The 23393-nt window shown below is 64.3% G+C and carries 25 protein-coding genes; 10 read left to right on the top strand and 15 right to left on the bottom strand.

Features of this window, described 5'->3' with window-relative positions; genetic code table 11:
• The 6 genes from H928_RS0110385 to accD all read left to right on the top strand — a co-directional run.
• On the top strand, positions 1–1449 hold a 1449-nt coding region (locus H928_RS0110385), incomplete at its 5' end, for a FimV/HubP family polar landmark protein (RefSeq protein WP_021026445.1).
• Between the two features lie 82 nt (positions 1450–1531).
• The gene (gene truA, locus H928_RS0110380; protein WP_027010797.1) at positions 1532–2350 is read left to right on the top strand and encodes a tRNA pseudouridine(38-40) synthase TruA; all 819 of its coding nucleotides are present in this window, start codon (positions 1532–1534) and stop codon (positions 2348–2350) included.
• A 22-nt stretch (positions 2351–2372) separates the two neighbouring features.
• Positions 2373–3095, top strand: coding sequence for a phosphoribosylanthranilate isomerase (locus H928_RS0110375; protein WP_043339574.1), 723 nt, complete (start codon positions 2373–2375; stop codon positions 3093–3095).
• Positions 3088–4356: a tryptophan synthase subunit beta gene (trpB, locus tag H928_RS0110370; RefSeq protein ID WP_021026442.1), complete on the top strand. Its 1269-nt coding sequence runs from the start codon at positions 3088–3090 to the stop codon at positions 4354–4356. The genes H928_RS0110375 and trpB overlap by 8 nt, the downstream gene beginning before the upstream one ends.
• On the top strand, positions 4353–5162 hold the full coding sequence (gene trpA / locus H928_RS0110365; RefSeq protein WP_021026441.1) for a tryptophan synthase subunit alpha: 810 nt from the start codon (positions 4353–4355) through the stop codon (positions 5160–5162). The genes trpB and trpA overlap by 4 nt, the downstream gene beginning before the upstream one ends.
• A 60-nt stretch (positions 5163–5222) precedes the next feature.
• The gene (gene accD, locus H928_RS0110360; RefSeq protein ID WP_021026440.1) at positions 5223–6095 is read left to right on the top strand and encodes an acetyl-CoA carboxylase, carboxyltransferase subunit beta; all 873 of its coding nucleotides are present in this window, start codon (positions 5223–5225) and stop codon (positions 6093–6095) included.
• Between the two features lie 103 nt (positions 6096–6198).
• Here the strand turns inward: accD and H928_RS0110355 are convergent, their stop codons facing one another.
• A complete protein-coding gene (locus tag H928_RS0110355) occupies positions 6199–6756 on the bottom strand; it encodes a YggT family protein (protein WP_021026439.1) in 558 nt (185 codons plus the stop codon).
• A 253-nt stretch (positions 6757–7009) separates the two neighbouring features.
• Here H928_RS0110355 and lysS point away from each other — a divergent pair, with 253 nt between their 5' ends.
• From lysS to H928_RS30770, 4 genes are all read left to right on the top strand, one after another.
• Positions 7010–8551: a lysine--tRNA ligase gene (gene lysS / locus H928_RS0110350; RefSeq protein WP_021026438.1), complete on the top strand. Its 1542-nt coding sequence runs from the start codon at positions 7010–7012 to the stop codon at positions 8549–8551.
• Positions 8552–8657: 106 nt separating this feature from the next.
• A complete protein-coding gene (locus H928_RS0110345; RefSeq protein ID WP_021026437.1) occupies positions 8658–9671 on the top strand; it encodes a hypothetical protein in 1014 nt (337 codons plus the stop codon).
• A gap of 91 nt (positions 9672–9762) precedes the next feature.
• Positions 9763–10386: a mechanosensitive ion channel family protein gene (locus tag H928_RS0110340; RefSeq protein WP_021026436.1), complete on the top strand. Its 624-nt coding sequence runs from the start codon at positions 9763–9765 to the stop codon at positions 10384–10386.
• A gap of 127 nt (positions 10387–10513) precedes the next feature.
• A complete protein-coding gene (locus H928_RS30770) occupies positions 10514–10687 on the top strand; it encodes a DUF1328 domain-containing protein (protein WP_021026435.1) in 174 nt (57 codons plus the stop codon).
• A 110-nt stretch (positions 10688–10797) separates the two neighbouring features.
• On the opposite strand, the gene H928_RS27085 is transcribed toward H928_RS30770, so the two are convergent.
• The 14 genes from H928_RS27085 to H928_RS0110265 form a co-directional block, all read right to left on the bottom strand.
• Entirely contained in the window at positions 10798–12555 is a 1758-nt protein-coding gene (locus tag H928_RS27085) for an ABC transporter ATP-binding protein/permease (protein WP_052329910.1), read from the bottom strand.
• A 90-nt stretch (positions 12556–12645) separates the two neighbouring features.
• Positions 12646–13731 carry a beta-N-acetylhexosaminidase gene (nagZ, locus tag H928_RS0110325; protein WP_021026433.1) on the bottom strand — a complete coding sequence of 362 codons (1086 nt, stop codon included), beginning with the start codon at positions 13729–13731 and terminating at the stop codon, positions 12646–12648.
• Between the two features lie 56 nt (positions 13732–13787).
• The gene (acpS, locus tag H928_RS0110320) at positions 13788–14180 is read right to left on the bottom strand and encodes a holo-ACP synthase (RefSeq protein WP_021026432.1); all 393 of its coding nucleotides are present in this window, start codon (positions 14178–14180) and stop codon (positions 13788–13790) included.
• 24 nt (positions 14181–14204) lie between these two features.
• A complete protein-coding gene (locus H928_RS0110315; protein ID WP_027010795.1) occupies positions 14205–14975 on the bottom strand; it encodes a pyridoxine 5'-phosphate synthase in 771 nt (256 codons plus the stop codon).
• Entirely contained in the window at positions 14972–15733 is a 762-nt protein-coding gene (gene recO, locus H928_RS0110310) for a DNA repair protein RecO (RefSeq protein ID WP_021026430.1), read from the bottom strand. The genes H928_RS0110315 and recO overlap by 4 nt, the downstream gene beginning before the upstream one ends.
• A 114-nt stretch (positions 15734–15847) precedes the next feature.
• Entirely contained in the window at positions 15848–16840 is a 993-nt protein-coding gene (era, locus tag H928_RS0110305) for a GTPase Era (RefSeq protein ID WP_021026429.1), read from the bottom strand.
• A 100-nt stretch (positions 16841–16940) separates the two neighbouring features.
• A complete protein-coding gene (rnc, locus tag H928_RS0110300; RefSeq protein ID WP_027010793.1) occupies positions 16941–17624 on the bottom strand; it encodes a ribonuclease III in 684 nt (227 codons plus the stop codon).
• Entirely contained in the window at positions 17625–17993 is a 369-nt protein-coding gene (locus H928_RS0110295) for a DUF4845 domain-containing protein (protein ID WP_043339557.1), read from the bottom strand.
• A gap of 25 nt (positions 17994–18018) precedes the next feature.
• Positions 18019–18987, bottom strand: coding sequence for a signal peptidase I (gene lepB / locus H928_RS0110290; protein ID WP_021026426.1), 969 nt, complete (start codon positions 18985–18987; stop codon positions 18019–18021).
• Positions 18988–19013: 26 nt separating this feature from the next.
• The gene (gene lepA, locus H928_RS0110285; RefSeq protein WP_021026425.1) at positions 19014–20822 is read right to left on the bottom strand and encodes a translation elongation factor 4; all 1809 of its coding nucleotides are present in this window, start codon (positions 20820–20822) and stop codon (positions 19014–19016) included.
• A gap of 156 nt (positions 20823–20978) precedes the next feature.
• Positions 20979–21929, bottom strand: coding sequence for an MBL fold metallo-hydrolase (locus H928_RS0110280; protein ID WP_052329912.1), 951 nt, complete (start codon positions 21927–21929; stop codon positions 20979–20981).
• Between the two features lie 65 nt (positions 21930–21994).
• Entirely contained in the window at positions 21995–22288 is a 294-nt protein-coding gene (locus H928_RS0110275) for a TagF domain-containing protein (protein ID WP_021026423.1), read from the bottom strand.
• Positions 22285–22680 (bottom strand): nuclear transport factor 2 family protein, encoded by a 396-nt coding sequence (locus H928_RS0110270; protein ID WP_021026422.1) that lies wholly within the window; start codon positions 22678–22680, stop codon positions 22285–22287. The genes H928_RS0110275 and H928_RS0110270 overlap by 4 nt, the downstream gene beginning before the upstream one ends.
• 19 nt (positions 22681–22699) lie before the next feature.
• Complete coding sequence (locus H928_RS0110265) at positions 22700–23335, bottom strand: DsbA family protein (RefSeq protein ID WP_021026421.1); 636 nt, start codon at positions 23333–23335, stop codon at positions 22700–22702.
• Between the last annotated feature and the right edge of the window lie 58 nt (positions 23336–23393).

Genomic DNA, 23393 nt, shown 5'->3' with positions numbered 1-23393 from the left:
GCCACGGCACCGGCTCCAGCGCCTGCTGCTGGCTCCAGCGACGCCGCAGCACCTGCAGCAGCACCAGCCCCGGCACCTGCGGCCCCACCCAAGCCCAAGCCCGCTCCGGCACCTGCGCCGGTCGAAGAGCCCAGCTTCGTCGATGAGCTGCTGGACAACCCCCTGCTGCCCGCAGCGGGCGGCCTGGCCATCCTCGCGCTGCTCGGCGGCCTGTGGTACCGCAACAAAAAGCGCAACGAAGGCGTCAACGCCGCGACCGACTCGGTGCTCGAGAGCAGCCTGGCCCAGGACTCGTTCTTTGGCGCCAGCGGTGGCCAGCACATCGACACCTCGGTGAGCGCGATGACCACCGGCAACTCCTCGCTGGCCTACACCCCCAGCCAGCTCGATGCCGGCGATGTCGACCCGGTGGCCGAAGCCGATGTCTACCTGGCTTATGGCCGTGACCTGCAGGCCGAGGAAATCCTCAAGGAGGCGCTGCGCACCAGCCCGACGCGCAGCGCACTGCATGCCAAGCTGGCCGAGATCTACGCCAAGCGCAAGGACCGCCTGGCGCTGGAGAGCATCGCCAAGGATGCCCGCCAGCTGACCGGTGGCACCGGCCCCGACTGGCTGCGCATCGCGGCGCTGGGCCAGGAGCTGGACGCGGCCAACCCGATCTACCAGAACAACACCGCTGCTGTGCCTTCTGCGGCGGAGATCGCCACGCCTGCCGCGCTGGCCGCCGCCGCTGCTGCTGCGCGCGCCGAGCCGATTCCTTTCGAGAACACGCTGCCGCCCACGACGATGGCAGCCTCCAGCCCTGCCAGCGCATTCAGCCCCTCCACCGGTCTGGATTTCGCGATGAGCAGCCAGCTGACCGAAACCCCGGATGCCGCCTCTCAGTTCCAGGCACCGGCAGCGCCTGCTGCCCCGGTGGCCGCGCCAGCTGCGCCGGCCGCTGATGCGGGCCTGGCTTTTGAAGCACTGGCGCCTGCTGCTGGCAAGCCTGCGCTGTCGATGGAAGACTTTGACCGCCAGCTGGCCGAAGCGCTGAGCATTCCGTCCGAGCTCTCGCCCAGTGCCAGCCACAGCGCCGCGCAGAGCCTGGAGACCCAACCCGGCTCGCTCGACTTCCAGCTGAGCGACTTCGACAGCCAAAGCACGGCGCAGATGCCCATTGGCGACAAGAGCATGCCGACGATGGACTTCGACATGACCTCGCTGTCGCTGGACCTGCCCAGCACCGGCGAGCCAGACCACACGCATCCAGTCACCCTGGCCGATGACATGGCCGGTCTGGAGATCGATGACAGCGATCCGCTGGCCACCAAGCTGACCCTGGCCCAGGAATTCCTGGCCATCGGCGACAAGGAAGGCGCGCGCTCGCTGGCTGAAGAAGTCATGGCCGAGTCGTCCAGTGCCACGGTCAAGGCCCAGGCCCAGCGCCTGCTGGACCAAAGCCGCTGACCCGCAGCCGCTCTCCCGGCACCAGCCCCGCTCTGCGGGGCTTTTTCATGGCCGGGTGGGCCGGCAGCCTTATGATGGCGCCATGCGAATCGCCCTGGGCATCACCTATAACGGACAGGCCTACCAGGGCTGGCAAAGCCAGCCCAGCGGCAATACTGTCCAAGACCATCTTGAAGCGGCGCTGAGCCGCTTTGCCGCCTCCCCCCTCTCCACCATTTGCGCTGGCCGCACGGATGCCGGTGTGCACGGCCTCATGCAGGTGGTGCATTTCGACGCCCCTGTCGAGCGCACCGAAGCCTCCTGGGTGCGTGGCACCAACACCTTCTTGCCCAAGGACATTGCCGTGCAATGGGCGCGCAGCGTGCCCGATGCCTTCCACAGCCGCGCCTGCGCCACCTCGCGCCGCTATGGCTATGCCTTGCTGCAGTCGCCGGTGCGCCCCAGCGTGGAGCATGGCCGGGTCGGCTGGGTGTTCCAGCCGCTGGATCTGCAGGCCATGGAGCGCGCGGTGCAGTACCTGCTGGGCGAGCATGATTTCTCCTCGTTTCGCGCCGCCGGCTGCCAGGCCAAGTCGCCCGTCAAGACCTTGTATGCGATCAATATTGGCCGCAGCGCGCAGCGCCCCAGTGCCTCGCGCGATGGCGTGCCGTCCTGCTACTGGCGCTTTGATTTCCAGGGCAGCGCCTTCTTGCACCACATGATCCGCAACATCATGGGCTGCCTGGTCGTGATTGGCCAGGGCACCAAGCCGCCAGAATGGATGCAAGAGGTGCTCGACGCGCGCAGCCGCGAGACCGCCGCCCCCACCTTCTCCCCCGATGGCCTGTACTTTCTGGGCCCCCAGTACGATGCGCACTGGGGCCTGCCCAGCGAGGCCATCTCGTTTGACTGGTTTGCCTGAACAAGGAGCTCCATTGACCGCCATGCAAGCAAGCGCGGGCCGCACCCGCATCAAGATCTGTGGCCTGACCCGCGAACAGGATGTGGACGCGGCCGTGGCCGCCGGCGCCGATGCCATCGGCTTTGTGCTCTCCCCCGCCAGCCCCCGGGCCGTGACCGCTGAGCGCGCCGCCGAGCTGGCCCGCTGCCTGCCCGCCTTCGTGACGCCGGTGCTGCTGTTTGTCAACGAGACCCCGGCCCAGGTGATGGCCGCCTGCGCCCGCGTGCCCGGCGCCATCGCCCAGTTCCATGGTGACGAGAGCCCGGAGCAATGCCTGGCGTCGACCGGCGGCGGCGAGCGCAGCTTTTTGCGCGCCGCACGCATACCCCTTGGCGACGCTGCGGTGCAGTTCGACCTCGTAGAATACGCCCATCGATATTCACACGCCAAGGCCATCCTGCTCGACGCCCATGTCGAGGGGTTCGGCGGCGGCGGCAAAGCATTCAATTGGTCACTGCTTCCAACAAACGTAGCCTCTCATCTCGTTTTGTCTGGTGGACTCACGCCTGCAAACGTGACCGATGGCATTGTGCAAGTCAGACCGCGCTGCATCTCGCTCGCGGTGGATGTGAGCTCGGGCGTTGAGATGACCGGTGCCGATGGCAAGACCATCAAGGGCACCAAGGACGCCGAAAAAATCCAACAGTTTGTCGCAGCCGTGCGTGCCGCTGACACACTACTTGCCAAGAATCCCTTCCATGTTTGAATACCAGCAACCCGATACCGCGGGCCATTTCGGCCCCTATGGCGGCAGCTTTGCCAGCGAAACCCTGACCCACGCCCTGGTCGAGCTGCGCGAGGCCTATGACAAGTACCAGAACGATCCGGAGTTCCTGCGCGAATTCCAGTACGAGCTGGCCCACTATGTCGGCCGCCCCTCGCCCGTCTACCACGCTGCGCGCATGTCGCGCGAGATGGGTGGCGCGCAGATCTACCTCAAGCGCGAGGACCTCAACCACACCGGCGCCCACAAGATCAACAATGTGATCGGCCAGGCCATGCTCGCCAAGCGCATGGGCAAGCCGCGCATCATTGCCGAGACCGGCGCCGGCCAGCATGGCGTGGCGACGGCCACGATCTGCGCCCGCTATGGCCTCGAATGCGTGGTCTACATGGGCAGCGAAGATGTGCGCCGCCAAAGCCCGAACGTCTACCGCATGAAGCTCTTGGGCGCCACCGTGGTGCCGGTCGAGTCGGGCAGCAAGACCTTGAAGGACGCGCTCAACGAAGCGATGCGCGACTGGGTTGCCAATGTGGACAACACCTTCTACATCATCGGCACCGTCGCCGGCCCCCACCCCTACCCGATGATGGTGCGCGATTTCCAGAGCGTGATCGGCAATGAGTGCCTGACCCAGATGCCGGCGCTGTTCAAGGAACAGAACATGGCTGCCGAGCAGCCCGATGCGGTGATCGCCTGTGTGGGTGGCGGCAGCAATGCCATGGGCATCTTCTACCCCTATATCCCCTATGAGAACACGCGTCTGATCGGCGTGGAAGCGGCCGGCGAAGGCCTGGACAGCGGTAAGCACTCGGCGTCGCTGCAGCGCGGCTCCTCAGGCGTGCTGCATGGCAACCGCACTTTCATCCTGCAGGACGACAACGGCCAGATCACCGAAACGCATTCGATCAGCGCAGGTCTCGACTACCCCGGCGTGGGCCCCGAGCACGCCTGGTTGCAGGAAATTGGCCGCGCCCAGTATGTCGGCATCACCGACCAGGAGGCGCTCGACGCTTTCCACTACCTCTGCCATACCGAGGGCATCATCCCGGCGCTGGAATCGAGCCACGCCGTGGCCTATGCGATGAAGCTGGCCAAGACCATGCGCGCCGACCAGTCCATCCTCGTGAGCCTGTCGGGCCGGGGCGACAAGGACATTGGCACCGTGGCCGATCTCTCGGGCGTCGACTTTTATGCCCAACCCTCCAGCCGCGGCGTGGCCGTCAAGGGAAGCTACACCAAATGAGCCGTATCGCCGCTACTTTTGACCAGCTGAAGCTGGCCGGCCGCAAGGCCTTGATTCCCTATGTCACTGCCGGCTTTCCGTTTGCCGACATCACGCCTGCGCTGATGCATGGCATGGTCGATGCGGGCGCCAATGTGATCGAGCTGGGCGTGCCCTTCTCGGACCCGATGGCCGATGGCATCGTCATCCAGAAGGCCGGAGAAAAGGCCCTGTCGCTGGGCATTGGCATGAAGCAGGTGCTGGCCATGGTGGCCGAGTTCCGCGTCAAGGACAACAGCACCCCCGTGGTGCTGATGGGCTACGCCAACCCGGTCGAACGCTATGACCAGGTGCACGGCAAGGGCGCCTTTGTGCGCGATGCCGCTGCCGCCGGAGTCGATGGCCTGCTGGTGGTAGACTACCCGCCCGAAGAATGCGAAGCCTTTGCGGCCGATCTGCGTGCGCATGGCATGGACCTCATCTTCCTGCTGGCGCCCACCTCCACGCAAGAGCGCATGCAGCAAGTGGCGCGCGTCGCCAGTGGCTATGTGTACTACGTCTCGCTCAAGGGCGTCACCGGTGCGGGCACGCTCGATACCGGCGCCGTCGAAGCGATCCTGCCGCTGATCCGCCAGCATGTACACATCCCTGTGGGCGTGGGCTTTGGCATTCGCGATGCGCAGACGGCCCAGGCCATCGGCAAGGTGGCCGATGCCGTGGTGATCGGCACCCGCATCATCCAGCTGATCGAAAACCAGCCGCACGAGAAAGTCGTGGCGCTGGTCTCCGATTTTTTGCGTGGCATCCGCAAGGCGCTTGACGCATAATGCGCCTCCTGGGCTGCGCCGTGCGCAGCCCCTTGAGTGCGAGAGCAAAGGAAAACAACCATGTCCTGGCTAGAGAAACTGTTACCCGCCAAGATCCAGCACACCGACCCGGCCGAGCGTCGCCAGATGCCCGAAGGTCTGTGGATCAAGTGCCCTGCATGCGAAGCCGTGCTGTACAAGGCCGACCTGGAGCACAACTTCAATGTCTGCCCCAAGTGCAGCCACCACCACCGCATGTCGGCGCGCGCGCGCCTGAACCAGTTCCTCGACGCCGAAGGCCGCTACGAGATTGGCCAGGAAGTGCTGCCCGTCGATGCGCTGAAGTTCAAGGACAGCCGCAAGTACCCTGAGCGCCTCAAGGAAGCGCTGGAAAACACCGGCGAGACCGATGCACTGGTCGTCATGGGTGGCTCGGTCAAGAGCATCAACCTGGTGGTCGCCTGCTTCGAGTTTGAATTCATGGGCGGCTCGATGGGCTCGGTCGTTGGCGAGCGCTTTGTGCGCGGCGTCGAAACCGCCATCGAGCAAAAGGTGCCGTTTGTGTGCTTTACCGCCACCGGCGGCGCGCGCATGCAAGAGGGCCTGCTTAGCCTGATGCAGATGGCCAAGACCAATGCCGCGCTGACCCGCTTTGCCAAGAAGGGCCTGCCCTACATCAGCGTGCTGACTGATCCGACCATGGGCGGCGTGTCTGCCGGTTTCGCTTTCATGGGCGATATCGTCATGGCCGAACCCAAGGCGCTGATCGGCTTTGCCGGCCCGCGCGTGATCGAGAACACCGTGCGCGTCAAGTTGCCCGAAGGCTTCCAGCGCGCCGAGTTCCTGCAGCAAAAGGGTGGTGTGGACATGATTGTCGACCGCCGCGAGCTGCGCGACCGCATTGCCAGCAGCCTGGCCATGCTGCAGCGCCTGCCGGCTGACGCAGTGGCCTGATCGGCCTCGCTACCCCAGCGGTTCGCTGGGGGCCGCGAATCCTCATAAAAAAAACCGCCCTAGGCGGTTTTTTGCGTCCGGGCTTGGCGCCCCAAGGGTCACATCACACGGCCATCAGCAGCCGGGATTGCAGATGGGCCAGCATGATGGAGATGATCTGCAAGCCCACCAGCAGCACGATGGGCGACAGATCGACCCCGCCAATCAGTGGAATGACCTTGCGCAAGGGGCGCAGCAGCGGCGCGGTGAGCTGGTAGAACACGGCATTCATCACCGCATTGCCCGAAGACAGCCAGGAGAGCACGGCATGCACCAGGGTCACCACCACCATCGTGGAGATGGCGATATTGGCCACGCCAATGGTGGCCACCACCAGCACCGACAACAGCGATGTCAGGCCGCCCGCGACCAGCCACAGCAGCACAAACTGGACCACCTGCACCAGCCAGGCACCCAGAATGCTGGCCCAGTCACCGCCGGGCAGGCCCTTGGTGATCCTGCGCAAGGGCAGCACCATCCAGCTGGTCAGCGCCAGCACCAGCTGCCCCAGCGGGTTGTTGAAGGAGACGCGCTGGTACTGCATGTACCAGCGCAGCAGGCAGGCGCCGGTCAGCAGACCACCTGCGATATTGAGCAGCAGGGACAGGATTTGAAAAAGCATCGGTGTTTCCAGTCGGGAGCCATCCCGAGAATGCGAATTTGCTATTAAAAATGAAGCTGGCAGGCCAATGACAAAGGGCTTGAAGCTCATATTCTAGAGCCGCGCCCCTGGCCGGCGCCAGCAAATCCCCCAGCGCGCCAGGGACGAAAAGCGGCGCAGCAGTCGGACACTACGGCTTTTGCCGGCACAGGGCACGCTAAAAATCTTAAAATGACAGGTTTTGGCCGTTTACCAGCGCAATGCTGGCCTCTTCATGTCTGAAAACCACACCACTCCCGAGACCGCGCCGGTTGCGCACGACGAAAACCAACTGATTGCCGAGCGCCGCGAAAAACTCAAAGCCCTGCGCGAAGCACAGCGCCAAGGCAAAGGTGTGGCCTTCCCCAATGACTTCAAGCCCGCCGACCGCGCAGCCGACCTGATTGCGGCCCATGCCGAGAAGGACGCCGCCGATCTGGACGCTGCCGCGCTGACCGTCAGCGTCGGCGGCCGCATGATGCTCAAGCGCGTGATGGGCAAGGCCAGCTTTGCCACCGTGCAGGATGCCACCGGCCGCATCCAGCTCTATGTCACCCGCGATGCGGTGGGCGAAGAGCTGTACGCCGATTTCAAGAAGTGGGATCTGGGCGACATCATCGGTGCCGAAGGCCAGCTGATGAAGACCAAGACCGGCGAGCTGTCGATCAAGGTGACCCAGATCCGCATGCTCACCAAGAGCTTGCGCCCCATGCCCGACAAGTTCCACGGCATGGCCGATCTGGAGCAGAAGGTGCGCCAGCGCTATGTCGACCTGATGACCGACGAAGACGCCCGCAAGCGCTTTGTGGCCCGCTCCAAGGCGGTCTCCGGCATCCGCGAGTTCATGGTCGAGCACGGCTTCCTCGAAGTCGAAACCCCCATGCTGCACCCCATCCCCGGTGGTGCCAATGCCAAGCCCTTCATCACCCACCACAATGCGCTGGACCAGGAGATGTACCTGCGCATCGCCCCCGAGCTCTACCTCAAGCGCCTGATCGTGGGCGGCTTCGAGCGCGTGTTCGAGATCAACCGCAACTTCCGCAACGAAGGGGTGTCGGTACGCCACAACCCCGAGTTCACGATGATGGAGTTCTACGCAGCCTACTGGAACTACCGCGATCTGATGGACTACACCGAAGCGCTGATCCGCGACGCGGCGATGAAGGCCGTGGGCACCCTGGAGCTGACCTATGGCGGCAAGCCGGTGGACCTCGCCAAGCCTTTCGAGCGCCTGACGATCACCGAAGCCATCGTCAAGTACACCGATGCCGGCGAGAACGTGGGCAACCGCGAATGGCTCACCAATGCCTTGAAGAAGCTGGGCATGAAGGAAGAGAAGGACAAGCTGGCGGGCCGCACCCTGGCCAGCCTGCAGGTGCTGTACTTCGAGGAAGTGGTCGAAGACAAGCTCTGGAACCCCACCTTCATCATGGAGCACCCGACCGAGATCAGCCCGCTGGCCCGCGCCAACGATGACCGCCCCGAAGTGACCGAGCGTTTTGAGCTCTACATCACCGGCCGCGAATTCGGCAACGGCTTCTCGGAGCTGAACGATGCCGAAGACCAGGCCGCGCGCTTCAACGCCCAGGTTGCAGCCAAGGATGGCGGCGATGACGAAGCCATGTACTACGACCACGACTTTGTGCGCGCGCTCGAGTACGGCATGCCGCCCACCGGCGGTTGCGGCATCGGTATCGACCGCTTCATGATGCTGCTGACCGACAGCGCCAGCATCCGCGACATCATCCTGTTCCCCGCGCTGCGCCGGGAGCAATAAGGCGCCCCGCAGGCCCCCGGCCTGCCAGCAGCGCCCAGCGGCACAGGTTCTGCCCAGAGCCTGTGCCGCTTTTTCATGGCCAGCCGCCGCCGATATACTGGCCTGCATGCAGATACCCCGTTACTGGGCGCAAGCGCGCCTGCGCCATGAGACCAGCCCGCGCCATGGCGCCACCGTCCAACGCTGGGGCTGGTCCGACCAGAGCCCCGATGCCGCGCAAGCCCATGCCCAGCAGCGCGCCCAGGCCGCGCTCGACCAGGTGCTCAGCGCCCCGCAGGCGCGCAACCTCGATGCCCGCTTTCAGCGCATGGAGCGGCTGGGGGAATATGGGCTGAACGGCCAGACCCCCATCCGCGAAGAGATTCTGGGCCAGCGCGGCCGGGCGGTGATGACGCGCAACAGCTACGGCGCGCACTGCCTCAACACCCCCGATGTCGCCATTGCCGACATGGACTTCCCGCCGCAGCCAAAGCCCCCCAGCGCGGCACCGCTGCTGATCGCGGCAGTCTTTGCGCTGGCGGCCTGCTTTGTCATCTTTGCGCAGGGCAGCGTGCTGCCCGCCGTGGCGGTGCTGGCAGGCGCCGTGGTCGTGCTCGCGCTGTGGCTCAGGCGTTTGCTGAACCTGCGCCAAAAGCAGGCCGGCAGCGCCGATCCCCGGCAGCTGGCGCTGGAGCGGGTCACCGCCTTCAGCCAGCAGCACCCCGACTGGGGCCTGCGCGTCTACAGCACACCCAAGGGCCTGCGCATCATCGTCACCCATGAGGCCATGGCGCCCACGGACGGCGCGGTGCAGGCGCTGTTCTCTGCGTTGCAGGTCGATCCGATCTACCAGCGCCTGTGCCTGCAGCAGCAGTGCTTTCGCGCCCGCGTCACCGGCAAGCCCTGGCGCATGGGCCTGTCCGGCCCCAGCCCCCAGGTGCGGCGCTGGCCCGTCGCGGCCAACCAGCTGGCAGCACGGGCAGACTGGACGCATGTCTACGACAAGCAAGCGGCGCAGTACAGCGCCTGCCGCTTCGTCGCGCAGCTGGGCCAGGCCCGCATCGCGATGGATATCCAGGCGCTGGTCGATTGGCATGACGAGGCCTGCCGTGCCGAGGAAAGCCAGCTGCCGCTGGCATGAACGCGGCCCCAACGCGGCCCCTCGTCGCCGATAATCGGCGCATCCAACTCCACGGGCTGCCTTGGCGCCCGCTGCGCTCCCCCCGCCTGCCATGAACCGACTCAAACTCCTGATCCCTGACTGGGCCACCGAATGGGTGGACATCATCGTGCCGGCCATGCAGATCAGCCTGATCCTGCTGCTGTCCATCACGCTCAACTATGTCACCCGCAAGCTCATCACCCGCATGGCCCAGCACTACCACTGGCCGCTGGAGCTGGCCGTGCCGATCAAGGGCCTCGTGCGCTGGCTCATCATTGGCGGCACCTGCCTGTTGATTCTGGAGCGCCTGGGGGTCAGCGCCACCGTGCTGTGGACGGCATTCTCCGGCTTTGCGGCCGTCGGCGCCGTGGCCTTCTTCGCCGCCTGGAGCGTGCTGTCCAACTTCTTCTGCGCGGTGCTGATCTTCACCGTGCGACCCTACCGGCTGGGCGACTATATCGAGGTGCTCGACGGCCTGGACAAGCCCGGTGCCAAGGGCCGGGTGGTCGATATCAACATGCTCTACACCACCATCGAGGACTTTGCAGCCGACCGCAGCCAGAGCGTGGTGCTGCAGATCCCCAACACCCATATCTTCCAAAAGGTGGTGCGCCGCTGGACCGACGATCCACCACCGCAGCAGCCGCCTGAGGCCAGCCCGGCAGAGCCAGCGCAGACCCCATCGGTGCCTTAAAGGGCGCTTGCAGCCGCAAATCAGCCACTGTCAGCGCCAGCCTACCGCTACTTACATCTTCGGCCCACGACTGCGCCCTGGCCTCGTGCTTAACATCGAAGCATCACATGACAACAGGAGGTGTTCGATGCTGAAGTGGGCCATTATTTTTGCGGTGATCTCGTTGCTGGCCGGCGTGTTCGGCTTTACCGGTGTTGCCTCGGGCGCAGCGGGTATTGCAAAGATCCTGTTCTTTATCTTTATCGCCATCACGGTGATCTTCCTGGTCATCGCCCTGCTGGGTGTCGGCGCCGTCGCCTGACCTCTGCCTTCACAGCCAGCACTGAAAAATGCCTGCATGCCTGCACGCCTGCCTGGTGCAGGCATTTTTTCGGCCCATCGCAGCCGGCCCAACCGCCAAGGCGGTGCAGCCTAGCGCGCTGCAGAGGCCGGCAGCACCGCATGCTGCGCCGCATCGAGCTGCCAGCGCCCGCCATGGAAGGCCTGTACGCTGTCGCGGTGGGCAACCGACACCAGAGACCCTCCGCGCTCACGCACCATTTGCAGCAGCTGCGCATAGACCTCGGCTTCGGTCGCCTGGTCCAGCGCGCTGGTGGCCTCGTCGGCAAACACCCAGGCGGGGCGTTTGAGCAGGACCCGCGCAATCGCCAGGCGCTGCTGCTCGCCCCCGGAGAGCACGGCGTTCCAAGCAGCAACCTCATCGAGCCGCTCCATGAGCGGCGCCAACTGCGCTGCACGCAAGGCTGCCTGCAGCTGGCCATCGCCATAGTCACTCGCGGGCTGCGGGTAGGCCAAGGCCTGGCGCAGGCTGCCATCAGGAAAATAAGGGCGCTGCGCGATGAACATGCTGTCCTGCGGCCGCAGCACCCGGCCGCGCGCAAAGGGCCAGATACCGGCCAGGCTGCGCAGCAAGGTCGACTTGCCACTGCCCGAGCGCCCGCTGATCAGCACATCCTGGCCAGCGGCCAGCTGCAGGGCCGCATCGTCGATGACCACCCGGCCCCCCGGCAGCGCCACCTGCAGGCCCTGGGTTTGCAGATGGTCGGCCGCTTCCAGCGACGGGCCCTGGGCTTGGGCCTGGGCGCGCAGACCGGCCTCAAAGCTCGCCAGACGCCGCGTGGTGGCCCGCCAGGCCGCTATATCACTGTAGTTGTTGACGATCCAGCTGAGCGAATCCTGCACCTGGTTGAAGGCCGAGGCAATCTGCATCAGCTGGCCCAGCTGGATGGCGCCGCTGAAAAAACGCGGCGCCGCAATGATGAAGGGAAACACCACGGCGGCCTGGCCAAAGAAATTGGTGAACCAGGCGAGCTTTTTTTGCTGGCGGATCAGCAGCAGGTAGTTGCCCAGCACATCGGCAAAGCGCAGGCGCAGCTGCGCGCCTTCCACCCGCTCGCCGCCGTCCATCGCAATCGCCTCGGCATGCTCGCGCACCCGGACCATGTGGTGGCGGTAGTCGGCCTCCATGCGCTGCTGCGTGATATTGAGGCCCACCTGGGGCTTGCCCAGCCACAGCGATATGGCGCTGCCCACGAGGCAATACACAACGGCCATCCAGACCATAAAGCCAGGAATATGCAGGCTGCCGCCGCCCAGCATGGCAGGCAGGCTGAGATCCATCGCCGCGCTCAGCCCCCAGAGGATGCCGACAAAGCTGACAAAGGTGACCAGGGCGTTCAAGAGCCCCATGCTGAGCGCCACGGTGTAGCTGCTGAACAGGTTGATGTCTTCCTGGATGCGCTGGTCGGGGTTGTCCGGCATCTGCTCGCTGCCGCTGTAGCGGCCCAGCTCCATGCGGTAGAAGGCCTTGTGGGCCAGCCAGCGGCCTTGCAGGTGCTCGGTGAGCCAGCGCCGCCAGTGCCACTGCAGCAGCTGGGTGAGGTAGAACTTGTAGACCGCAATGACGATGTAGACCAGCGCCAGCCACAAAAAGCGCCAGAGCTGGTGCCAGAACACATCGGCCTGCTTGTTTTGCAGCGCGTCGTAGAACACCCGGTTCCAGCTGTTGATCTGCACCAGCATGAACACCGCTGCCAGGTTGAGCGCCACGATGGCGGCCAGCAGGCCCCAAGCGCGGAGCTTGTCCTCGGAGACAAAATAGGGCCGCGTCAGCGCCAGGGCCTCGCGGCCAGCCAGCGCCACGCGGCGCAAGGGGTTGTGAAGGGGCATATGCTCTCAGCCATCTAGGGGATAAGAGCAATCTAGACGACGGGGCTGAGGCGAGGCTTAAACCGCCGCCGCAGCCAGCCACGCGGGAGCTCAGCCGAGCAGGTCCAGCGCGTCCTGGTAGGCGGGCTGGCGCATCAGCTCATCCCAGGGCTGGGGCACGGTCTCGGGCAGCAGCGCCAGGCGGCGCGATTCCGAATCCTCGTCGGGCTGCCAGCGACCGCTGCGCAGCGCGTCGTCCATGCCGTCCAGCAGCTCATCCACATGGGCGCCCAGGCCCAGGCTCTGGTTGCACAGCAGCACCATGTCGCAGCCGGCAGACAAGGCCGCCAGCGCCGCCTCGGTGTAGCTGATCAAGCTGCCATTGATGCGGCGCGCGCCCTCCATGCTCAGGTCGTCGCTGAAGATCGCACCGTCATAGCGCAGGCGCGTACGCAGCACATCCTTGAGCCATTTCTCGCTAAAGCCAGCCGGGCGCTTGTCCACCTTGGGGTAGATGACATGGGCGGGCATCACGGCCGTCAGCACGCTGCTGAGCCAGGGGTAAGGCGCGGCATCCTCGGCCAGGATGGCGCTCAGGCTGCGCCTATCGACGGGAATATCCACATGCGAGTCGGCTTTGACAAAACCGTGACCAGGAAAATGCTTGCCGCAGTTGCCCATGCCCGCCTGCAGCAGGCCATGCATGAGGCTCTTGGCCAGCATCGCCACCACGCGCGGGTCGCGGTGAAAGCTGCGGTCACCGATGACCGAGCTTTCGCCATAGTCCAGATCGAGCACCGGGGTAAAGCTGAAATCCACCGCGCAGGCGCGCAGCTCGGCACCCAGCACATAGCCCGCTGCGGTAGCGGCATTCATCGCCCGCATCGCGCCGCTGCCCGGGCGGTGTTGGCGGCCCTGGCCGTCGTCCATCCACATCTGGCCAAAATGCCGCATCGATGGCAGGTGCGTGAAGCCATCGGTACGGAAGCGCTGCACGCGCCCGCCCTCGTGGTCCACACAAATGAGCAAATCCGGCTTGATGGCCTTGATCTGCGCGCACAGCTGCACCAGCGCCGAGCGGCTCTCCCAGTTGCGGGCAAACAGGATGATGCCGCCCACCAGCGGGTGGGCCAGGCGGGCGCGGTCGGCATCGGTCAGGGCCTTGCCGGCGATATCAATGATCAGAGGAGCGTGCATGGGAGGGATGCGGACAATTCAAAAACGGGCCCTGGCAGGGCCCGGGGGAGCGGGAATCAGAGCTTTTCGACGACGCAAAAGCTCGCGGCATAGTCGACCTCGTCGGTCACGGTGATATGGGCCGTCAGCCCTTGCGCCTCAAACCAGGTGGCCAGCTCGCCATGCAGCCGGATGCCCGGCTTGCCGCTGGGCAGATTGATGACCTCGCAATTGCGCCAGGTCATCGGCATGCGCATGCCCAGGCCCACGGCCTTGCTGAAGGCCTCCTTGGCCGAAAAGCGCGTGGCCATGTAGCGCACGCCCCGGTCAGGCCAGCGCTCGCTGCGGCGGCGCCAGACGGCCAGCTCGCCCTCGGCCAGCACCTTGTGGGCAAAGCGCTCGCCCTGGCGCTCCAACGTAGCGCGGATGCGGCGGATATCGCAGATGTCGGTGCCAATACCGTAGATCATGCTGTCACAGACCTGGGCCTGCCGTTACAGCAGCACGCCATCGGCGCGGGCATCGAGCGAGCGGCGGTAGGCACGCACGGCTTCGGCGTAGCCCATCTCCAGCGCATCGGTGACAAAGGCGTGGCCGATCGACACTTCCAGCACCTGGGGCACATGGGTCACAAAGGGAGTGAGGTTGCGCAGGCTCAGGTCATGGCCGGCATTGACGCCCAGGCCCACGGCCTGCGCCGCCTTGGCAGCGGCCACATAGCGCGCCAGCTGCACACTTTGCTCGGGCGTGCCAAAGGCGGCCGCATAGGGCTCGGTGTAGAGCTCGACGCGGTCGGCGCCCACCGCCTTGGCAGCGGCCATCTGCTCGGGGATCGGGTCCATGAACAGGCTCACGCGCACGCCCAGTGCCTTGCACTCGTCCACCAGCGGCTTGAGGCGCTCGGCGTCTTGCGGAAAGTTCCAGCCATGGTCGCTGGTGAACTGGTCCTCGCCATCGGGCACAAAGGTGGCCTGGTGCGGACGGTACTGGCGCACATAGGTCATCAGATTCTGGAAAGGATTGCCTTCGATGTTGTACTCACGCTTGACCGGCCAGGTGGCGATCACATCGGCCAGCCGCTCCACATCGCCCGGGCGGATATGGCGCTCGTCCGGCCGCGGGTGCACGGTGATCCCCTGCGCGCCCGCTTCCAGGCACAGACGTGCCGCGCGCGTCACGCTCGGGATATCCAGGTGGCGGGTGTTACGCACCAGTGCCACCTTGTTGAGGTTGATAGACAGGGCAGTTTTCACGGGGGTAGTCATAGTGATTGGATATCCATCATCAACTGGCGCGTACGCAATACCGGCTGACCACAATGGTGTTGCAGCAGCGTACGCAACTGAACTTTTAACTCTGCGGCGCACAACACGCAAGCCCTGAGCACCGCAGGATAGGGGTTTGCAGCGGACAGCGCTTGCTCCAAGTCCTCCCATTGTGCACCGCTGAGCCCCGCCCTGTCCTGCCCATGGGCCTCGCGCAGGCCGGCATCGGGCACCAGCACATAGCGCGTGGCGGGCTGGAGCGGCTGCAGCGACAGCGTTTGCGCCGCCAGCGATGGCAGCAGTCCCAGCTCGCGCAGCAGCAGCAGCTCAAAGGCGCGCAGCACGGGCTCGAGCACCTCGCCATGGTCGGTGGCCAGCACCCGCACCACACCGGCATAGATGTCGAACAGGTTGGCAAACGGGTCTTCGCGCGCCAGCAGCCGCATCAGCAGCTCATTGAGGTACAGGCCCGAGAGCAGGCCCGCGCCCACCGGCATCGTGTGGCCGCCGACCCACTCGGCGCTTTTGAGCGTGTGGATGTCCGAGGCCCCCTCGCCCGCAATGCCCCAGGACAGGCGCAGCGGCTGCAAGGCCAGCAGCACCGGCCTAAAGTTGGAGGTGGGTTTTTTAACGCCCTTGGCGACCAGGGCCACGCGTCCCCGGTGCCGGGTAAAGCATTCCAGCACCAGGCTGGATTCGCTCCAGTCGTACCGGTGCAGGATATAGGCCGGTTCCTCGTTGACGCGCTTGACAGCCATGGCTCAGGGGGTGCAGTACGTGACCCCGTTGGGGCCACAGAAGAGGTCAGGTACCAGGCGCTGGGCGCCAACCGGGCACAGCAGGCGGTGCGCCGGTGTTGCGCCCCTTGGCGCTTATTCGTAGCCGAAGGACTTGACCCGGGCCTCGTCATCGGCCCAGCCGGACTTGACCTTGACCCAGACTTCCAGGAACACCTTGGCGTTAAGCAGCTTTTCCAGCTCCTGGCGTGCCTCGGTGCTGATGCGCTTGAGCTTTTCGCCCTTTTCGCCAATCACCATGGCCTTGTGGCCATCGCGCTCGACAACAATGGTCGCTGCAATGCGCATGAAGCGGCCATGCGTCTTGCTGGGCTCCTCGTCGAACTTGTCAATAACCACCGTCGAGGTATAGGGCAGCTCATCGCCGGTAAAACGGAAAAGCTTTTCGCGCACGGTCTCGGACGCGAGAAACTTCTCGCTGCGGTCGGTCAGCTCTTCCGGTCCGTAGAACCAGGCCTGCTCGGGCAGGTACTTTTCGCAGATGCCGAACAGGCGCTCGATATCGCCCTTGTTCTTGGCCGACATCGGCACGAACTCGGCAAAGGGATGGCGCTCCTGCATGTCGCGCAGCCAGGGCGCAATCTCATGGCGGCGGTGCACGGTGTCGAGCTTGTTGGCAATCAGCAAGGTGGGAATGCCGGGCTTGAACAGCGACAGCACCTTGGCGTCGGCCAAGGTGAAACTGCCCGCTTCCACCACAAACAGGATCAGGTCGACATCGCCGATGGCGCCCATCACCGTCTTGTTGAGCGACTTGTTCAAGGCGCGCGAGTGGCGGGTCTGAAAGCCCGGCGTATCGACAAACACAAACTGGGTGTTGTCCTTCGTGCGGATACCGGTGATGCGGTGGCGCGTGGTCTGCGCCTTGCGCGAGGTGATCGAGATCTTCTGGCCAACCAGCGCATTCATCAACGTGGACTTGCCCACATTGGGCTTGCCGACGATGGCAATCAGGCCGCAGCGCTGCGGGCCGGTAGGTGCTGCGGGTGCGGCGGGCGCCTCGGTCTGGCCGGCATCGGGGGCGCTGACGCGGGCCACGGTGGCTCCTGGCTTGGCGGCCGCGAGCATCGCGTCCAGGTCAGAGAGGGTCTGGCCCGAAGGCAACAGCTCTGCAGGGTCTTGGCCAGCAGCGCTTGGAGATGGGGTTTTTTTCGAGGTCATAAAAAGCTTAGCGATGCTGGGTCTGCAGTTGTTGCAACATGATGGCGGCTGCCGCCTGCTCGGCCGCACGGCGCGATGCGCCAGCGCCTTCGCTGCGGGCCTGGAAGGCCGGCACCACACAGTCGACATGGAAGGTCTGCGCATGCGCAGCCCCGGTTGTGCCGGTCACCACGTACTCCGGCACCGATTTCTTGCGTGCCTGCAGCCACTCCTGCAGCGCCGTCTTGGCATCCTTGGATGCGGCGGGCATGTGCTGCGAGATTTCGACACGCTCATAGAGATGATGCACGATCGCCTCGGCCTGCGTGTAGCCGGCATCCAAGTAAACCGCTCCAATAATCGCCTCGACCGCATCGGCGAGGATCGAGGGGCGCTCACGCCCGCCCGATTTGGACTCGCCTTCGCCCAGGCGCAGCACCTTGGCCAGCTGCAGGCGCAGCGCAATCTGGTGCAAGGTGTCTTGCTTGACCAGGTTGGCGCGCATGCGCGAGAGCTCGCCCTCCGGGGTGCCCTTGAGCTTCTGGAACAGCATCGTCGATACCGCCAGGCCCAGCACCGAGTCGCCCAGAAACTCCAGGCGCTCATTGTGATCCGCACAAAAACTACGGTGCGTTACCGCTCGCTGCAGCAACGCACCGTTCGCAAAAGAATACTGCAGGCGTTCCTGCAATCGACTGAGTTCTGATTCCACCTACTTCACACTATCGTTAAAACGGAAGACCAGAAAGGCTGGCCCGTACAAGGGGATGTCCCGCTCGTAGCTGTAGGACACCACAATCTTGCCGTCCGTGTCTTTGGTCACTTCCAAATCCTTGGCATTGACCGAGGTCATGTCATCAATCGCCTGCGAGCGCTCATAGATGGCGCGCACTTCCTGCACCGTCGTGCCCTGGCGGGCCGCCTTGACGGCGGCCTTCTTGATGTTCATGTTCTCGATCACGATCGGGACTGCCTTGCTGCCCACAATGGCCAGGGCCACGATGATGAAACCCCAGAGCACCACACCGATGAACGACATGCCGCGCTGGCGCTGCCGGGGTGCTTGTTTCATAGCCTGCATAGTCAATCCCTCTTAGAAAACTTTTTTAGTTAAACGGTCCGATACGCTTGATGTTACCGAAATTCATCCAGACAAAGAAGGCCCGGCCGACAATATTGGCATCCGGCACAAAGCCCCAGTAACGGGAATCCAACGAGTTGTCGCGGTTGTCGCCCATCATGAAGTAATGGCCTTCGGGCACCTTGCAGGTCACGCCCTCGACGCTGTAGCGGCAGTTGTCCTTGTACTTGAAGTCCGTCACGCCCTGCACGAAGTTGGGCACGTCCGGGTTGATGATGGAGCGGTGTGGCTTGTCGCCCAGCTGCTCTTCAATCTGCTTGAAGTAGCGCATCGCATCCTGCTCGAAGTAATCGGGCTGGTTGGTCGTCGGCACCGCCTTGCCATTGATGGTCAGGCGCTTGTTGATGTAGGCCACCTCATCTCCGGGCACACCCACCACACGCTTGATGTAGTCCATGCTCGGCTGCGGCGGGTAGCGGAACACCATCACATCGCCGCGCTTGGGCGCCGTGCCTTCGGTGATCTTCTTGTTGATCACCGGCAGGCGCACCCCATAGGTGAACTTGTTGACCAGGATCAGGTCGCCCACCTGCAAGGTGGGAATCATCGAGCCCGAAGGAATCTTGAAGGGCTCGAACAGGAAGGAGCGCAGGATGAAGACCACGGCGATCACCGGGAAGAGGCCCGCGGTCCAGTCCAGCCACCAGGGCTGCATCAGGAGACGCGTCTTGCCCTCTTGCACATCGTCGCCGTCGACCTTGGTGATGCCCTGGGCATCGAGCTGCCGGCGGCGCTCTGCCGCCGAGGCCTCGAGCTGGGCAGCGGCCGCCTGGCGCCGGGGGAAGAAGTAAAAGCGCTCTGCCAGCCAGTAGGCGCCGGTGATCACCGTGGCCAAAAACAGCAGCAGTGCAAAATTGCCTTCAATGGCGCCGCTGTACCAGGCGCCCATATAGGCCACAAAAGCGGCCAGAATCAGTGTTGTCAGGAGTTGCATAGCGTTGTTCTTGGCTTCTTCTCTTCTTAATCGTCCACTTGCAAAATCGCCAGGAACGCCTCTTGGGGCACTTCCACCGAGCCGATCTGCTTCATGCGCTTCTTGCCGGCCTTCTGCTTTTCGAGCAGCTTGCGCTTACGCGTGATGTCGCCACCATAGCACTTGGCCAGCACGTTCTTGCGCATGGCCTTGACCGTTTCGCGGGCGATGATGTTGGCACCAATCGCCGCCTGGATCGCCACATCGAACATCTGGCGGCTGATGATTTCGCGCATCTTGGCTACCACCGCACGGCCACGGTAGACCGACTGCGAGCGGTGCACGATGATGGACAGCGCGTCCACCTTCTCGCCGTTGAGCAGAATGTCGACCTTGACCACGTCGGAGGCCCGGTATTCCTTGAACTCGTAGTCCATCGAGGCGTAGCCACGCGAGACCGATTTGAGCTTGTCAAAGAAGTCCAGCACGATCTCGCCCAGCGGCATCTCATAGGTCAGCATCACCTGGCGGCCGTGGTAGGCCATGTCCATCTGCACACCGCGCTTCTGGTTGGCCAGGGTCATCACCGGGCCGACATAGTCCTGGGGCATATAGAGGTGCACGGTCACGATCGGTTCGCGCACCTCTTCGAGACGGCCGGCATCGGGCATCTTCGAGGGATTTTCCACATCGACGAGTTCGCCATCGGCCTTGAGCACCTGGTAGACCACGCTGGGCGCGGTGGTGATCAGGTCCTGGTCGAACTCGCGCTCCAGGCGCTCCTGCACGATTTCCATGTGCAGCAGGCCCAGGAAGCCGCAGCGAAAGCCAAAGCCCAGCGCCTGCGAGACTTCGGGCTCGTAGTGCAGCGCCGCATCATTGAGCTGGAGTTTTTCCAGCGCATCGCGCAGCTGGTCGTATTCGGAGGCTTCGGTCGGGTACAGGCCGGCAAACACCTGGGATTTGACTTCCTTGAAGCCCGGCAGCGGCGCGCTGGCCGGGCCGAGGTTGTTGGGCAGCTTCTTTTCCAGGGTGATGGTGTCGCCCACCTTGGCGGCCTTCAACTCCTTGATGCCGGCAATGATGTAGCCCACCTCGCCGGCCCTGAGCACATCGCGCGACTCGTTGGCGGGCGTGAACACGCCCAGGCTGTTGGCTTCGTAGGCCGCGCCGGTAGCCATCATCTTGAAGCGCTCGTTCTTCTTGAGCTGGCCATCAACCACGCGCACCAGCATCACGACGCCTACATAGGGGTCAAACCAGCTATCCACGATCATCGCGCGCAGGGGCGCCTCGGGCTCGCCCTTGGGTGGCGGCACCTTGGCCACCACGGCTTCCAGAATTTCTTCAATGCCCATGCCGGTCTTGGCCGAGCAGGGAATCGCATCGCTCGCATCAATGCCGATCACATCCTCGATCTCGGCCTTGGCATTGTCCGGGTCGGCATTGGGCAGATCCATCTTGTTGAGCACCGCGAACACTTCCACGCCCAGGTCCAGCGCGGTGTAGCAGTTGGCCACCGTCTGGGCTTCGACGCCTTGGGAGGCATCGACCACCAGCAGCGCGCCTTCGCAGGCCGACAGCGAGCGCGAGACTTCATAGGAGAAGTCCACGTGGCCGGGGGTGTCGATCAGGTTGAGGTTGTAGACCTTGCCGTCCTTGGCCTTGTACTGCAAGGCCGCCGTCTGCGCCTTGATCGTGATGCCACGCTCTTTCTCGATGTCCATCGAGTCCAGCACCTGTGCCTCCATGTCGCGCTCGGCCAGGCCTCCGCAATACTGGATCAGGCGGTCCGCCAAGGTCGACTTGCCATGGTCAATATGGGCAATGATGGAAAAATTACGAATGTGCTGCATTAACAAACAACGGAAAAAGGCCTGGAATCTGGCGCGCACGCCAAAGGGGCTGGAGATTCCAGCCAAAACACGCATTGTAGGCAAAAAGCAATGCACCCCGGCGGGGATGGCTCGATCCCGCCGGGGTGCCACTCGATAAGGCCTGTCAAGCCTTCATCAGTGCCACTGCATCTCGCCCTTGGCCACCTTGGCGCTCAGCGCCAGGCCTTCGAGGCCACCCAGGTTGGGGAAGCGCTGCTTCATCGCCGCTTCCAGCGCCGCGCCGTCCTTGGCCTTGGCCGCTTCTTCGTCAAAGGCGCGGATGTAGTCGGCGGTAAAGTCCACAGCCGCCGTGCCAGCGGGCATCGCGCCGGCAAAGTGGCCGGGGATCACGACCTCCGGGTTCAATGCCTTGATGCGCGCCAGCATCGCCAGCCAGTCGCTGTGCGACTGCGGCGTCTGGGTATCGGCCATCCAGACATGCTCACCGGCCAGCACCGGGATGCCACCGGCCACCGTCTTGATCGACGGAATCCAGACCACGGTACGGTCGGGTGTCGGGCCATCGAGGCCGATCAGCTGCAAGGCCTGGCCATCGACCTGCAGGCTGTCGCCTTGCAGCGGCTGGGGCACCACCAGTTGCTTGGGTGCGTTCTCGCCCAGCTGCGGCCCCCAGACCTTGAGCTTGGCATCCTTGGTGGCTTCGATATGGGCAATGGTCTGCGGTGTGGCCACCATCTTGGCCTCGGGGAACGCGGCCTGCAGGGTGTCCAGACCAAAGTAGAAGTCCGGGTCACCATGGCTGATATAGATGGTCGTCAGGCGCTTGCCGGTGGCCTTGATCTTGTCGGCCAGCTTGCGCGCCTGCTCGGCTGAGAACTGCGCATCGATCAGCAGCACCTCGCTCTTGCCCTGCACCAGCACCGAGGACACGGCAAAGATCGCCTGCTCGCCCGGGTTGAAGACCTCGGTGCGCAGGGCAGCTTGCTGGGTGTCGGCCGGCGCGGGGGCTGCCGGCGCACTGGCGGCTGGCGCAGCAGGCGCCGATGCCGTGCTGCTGCGCTCACAGCCGGCCAACAGGGCAGCGGCCAATGCGCAGGCCGACAGGGTGTAGTAGCGTTGTTTCATGGTCATGTTTGCTTTCAAAAGAGGTTCAAAGAAAGGGGGCACAGGCGAGGCTGCACCCCAGGGATTCAGACATCGGCAGCGATGCGCTCTGCAATAGCTTGCGCAATCGCCGCCTGCAGTTTTTCCAGCTCCAGGGCCAGACTCTCGCGCTGGCGAAAGCGCTTGCCGGCGCGCTCATACCAGTTCTCGGCGTCTTCCAGATCGCCTTCCTGCAAATGCACGATGCCGTGCAGCCAGGCGGCCAACAGGCCCGGGTAGCGCTGCACGCCATCGTGGGCGGCACGCCAGTGGCCCGCTTGCAGCTGGGCCGCCAGCACTTGCAGCTCGCGCAGCTCGTCGGCGCTGTGCATGGCCGTCATGGCTGCATCGCTTGCAGCATGGCGGCGCTGTCCACCACCTGCTCCATGCGGATGATCTGGCCATCGCGCAGCTGGTAGAGGTGCGAAAAGCTCGCCTCCATCGCTTTGCCACTGGCGCGGTGGGTGCCGCTGTAGCGGCCAAAGGCGGCCACCCGGTCGCCATCGGCCAGGTAGGTATGCACCTGAACGCCGAACACCGCCCAGTCGCTGCCAATCCTTGCAAAGACACCCTCCACGATCTGCGCGGTGCCCACATACTGGCCCGCATAGGGCGAGCCTGCTGCCTCGATCCACAGCACCTCGGGGGCGAGCGCGGCCATCAGATGGCGGGCGTTGTCCTCGGGGCTGCCTTCATAGGTGGCGGCAATGGTGTCCAGGTTGCTGGTGGTCATACAGAGTCTCCGTACAGGCTCAGGCGGCCAGCCATTGCGCCACAAAGGCTTCGGGCTTGGAAAAAGCGGTGCTTGCGTTGAGCAGCTGGCGCTGGCCATCGCGCTCCAGCACAAAGCTGGGCACGCCTTGGGCGTCCAGCTCGCGCATCAGCTGCCGCGCCTGGGCCATGCGGGCATTGTTGGCCTCCAGCAAAGCGGCATCGGGCTGCGCCAACCGGGCAGCCGCACCATGCAGGCCCAGGCCGCGCAGCAACTCCAGCAACACCGGGATGGCCGTGTTGTCCAGCCCATCGACATAGCGCGCATGCTGTATCGCCTTGAGCGCTTCGGCCTCGCGCTGTGGCGCGGTCAGGTGCACGGCGGTCAGCGCAACGGTGGCCGGGCCGCTGTCAAACATCTGCTGGGGCTTGTCCAGCACCTCGCTACGGTAGCGCTGGCTAAAAGGCTGGCCGGTCAGGCGCTCGATACGCTGGTCATTGCTCCAGGCATAGGCCACAAAAGCCTCATCCATGGGGCGGGCCCCCTCGCCCGAGAAAAGGCCGCTGGGCAGCAGCTGCAGCTGCTCGCCAGCTCGCTGCACCAGGCTTTCCAGCAGCGGGCCCGCGCCATAGCACCAGCCGCACAGGGGGTCAAAAATGTAGTACAGGCGTTTCATATCTATTCCATATCAAAGGCAATGCCGCCATAGTAGGCGCTTTGAATTGACAAATAAA

It is taken from the genome of Comamonas sp. B-9, assembly GCF_000410635.1.
Classification (GTDB): domain Bacteria; phylum Pseudomonadota; class Gammaproteobacteria; order Burkholderiales; family Burkholderiaceae_C; genus Comamonas.
This window is presented reverse-complemented; position numbering and strand designations above follow the sequence as displayed.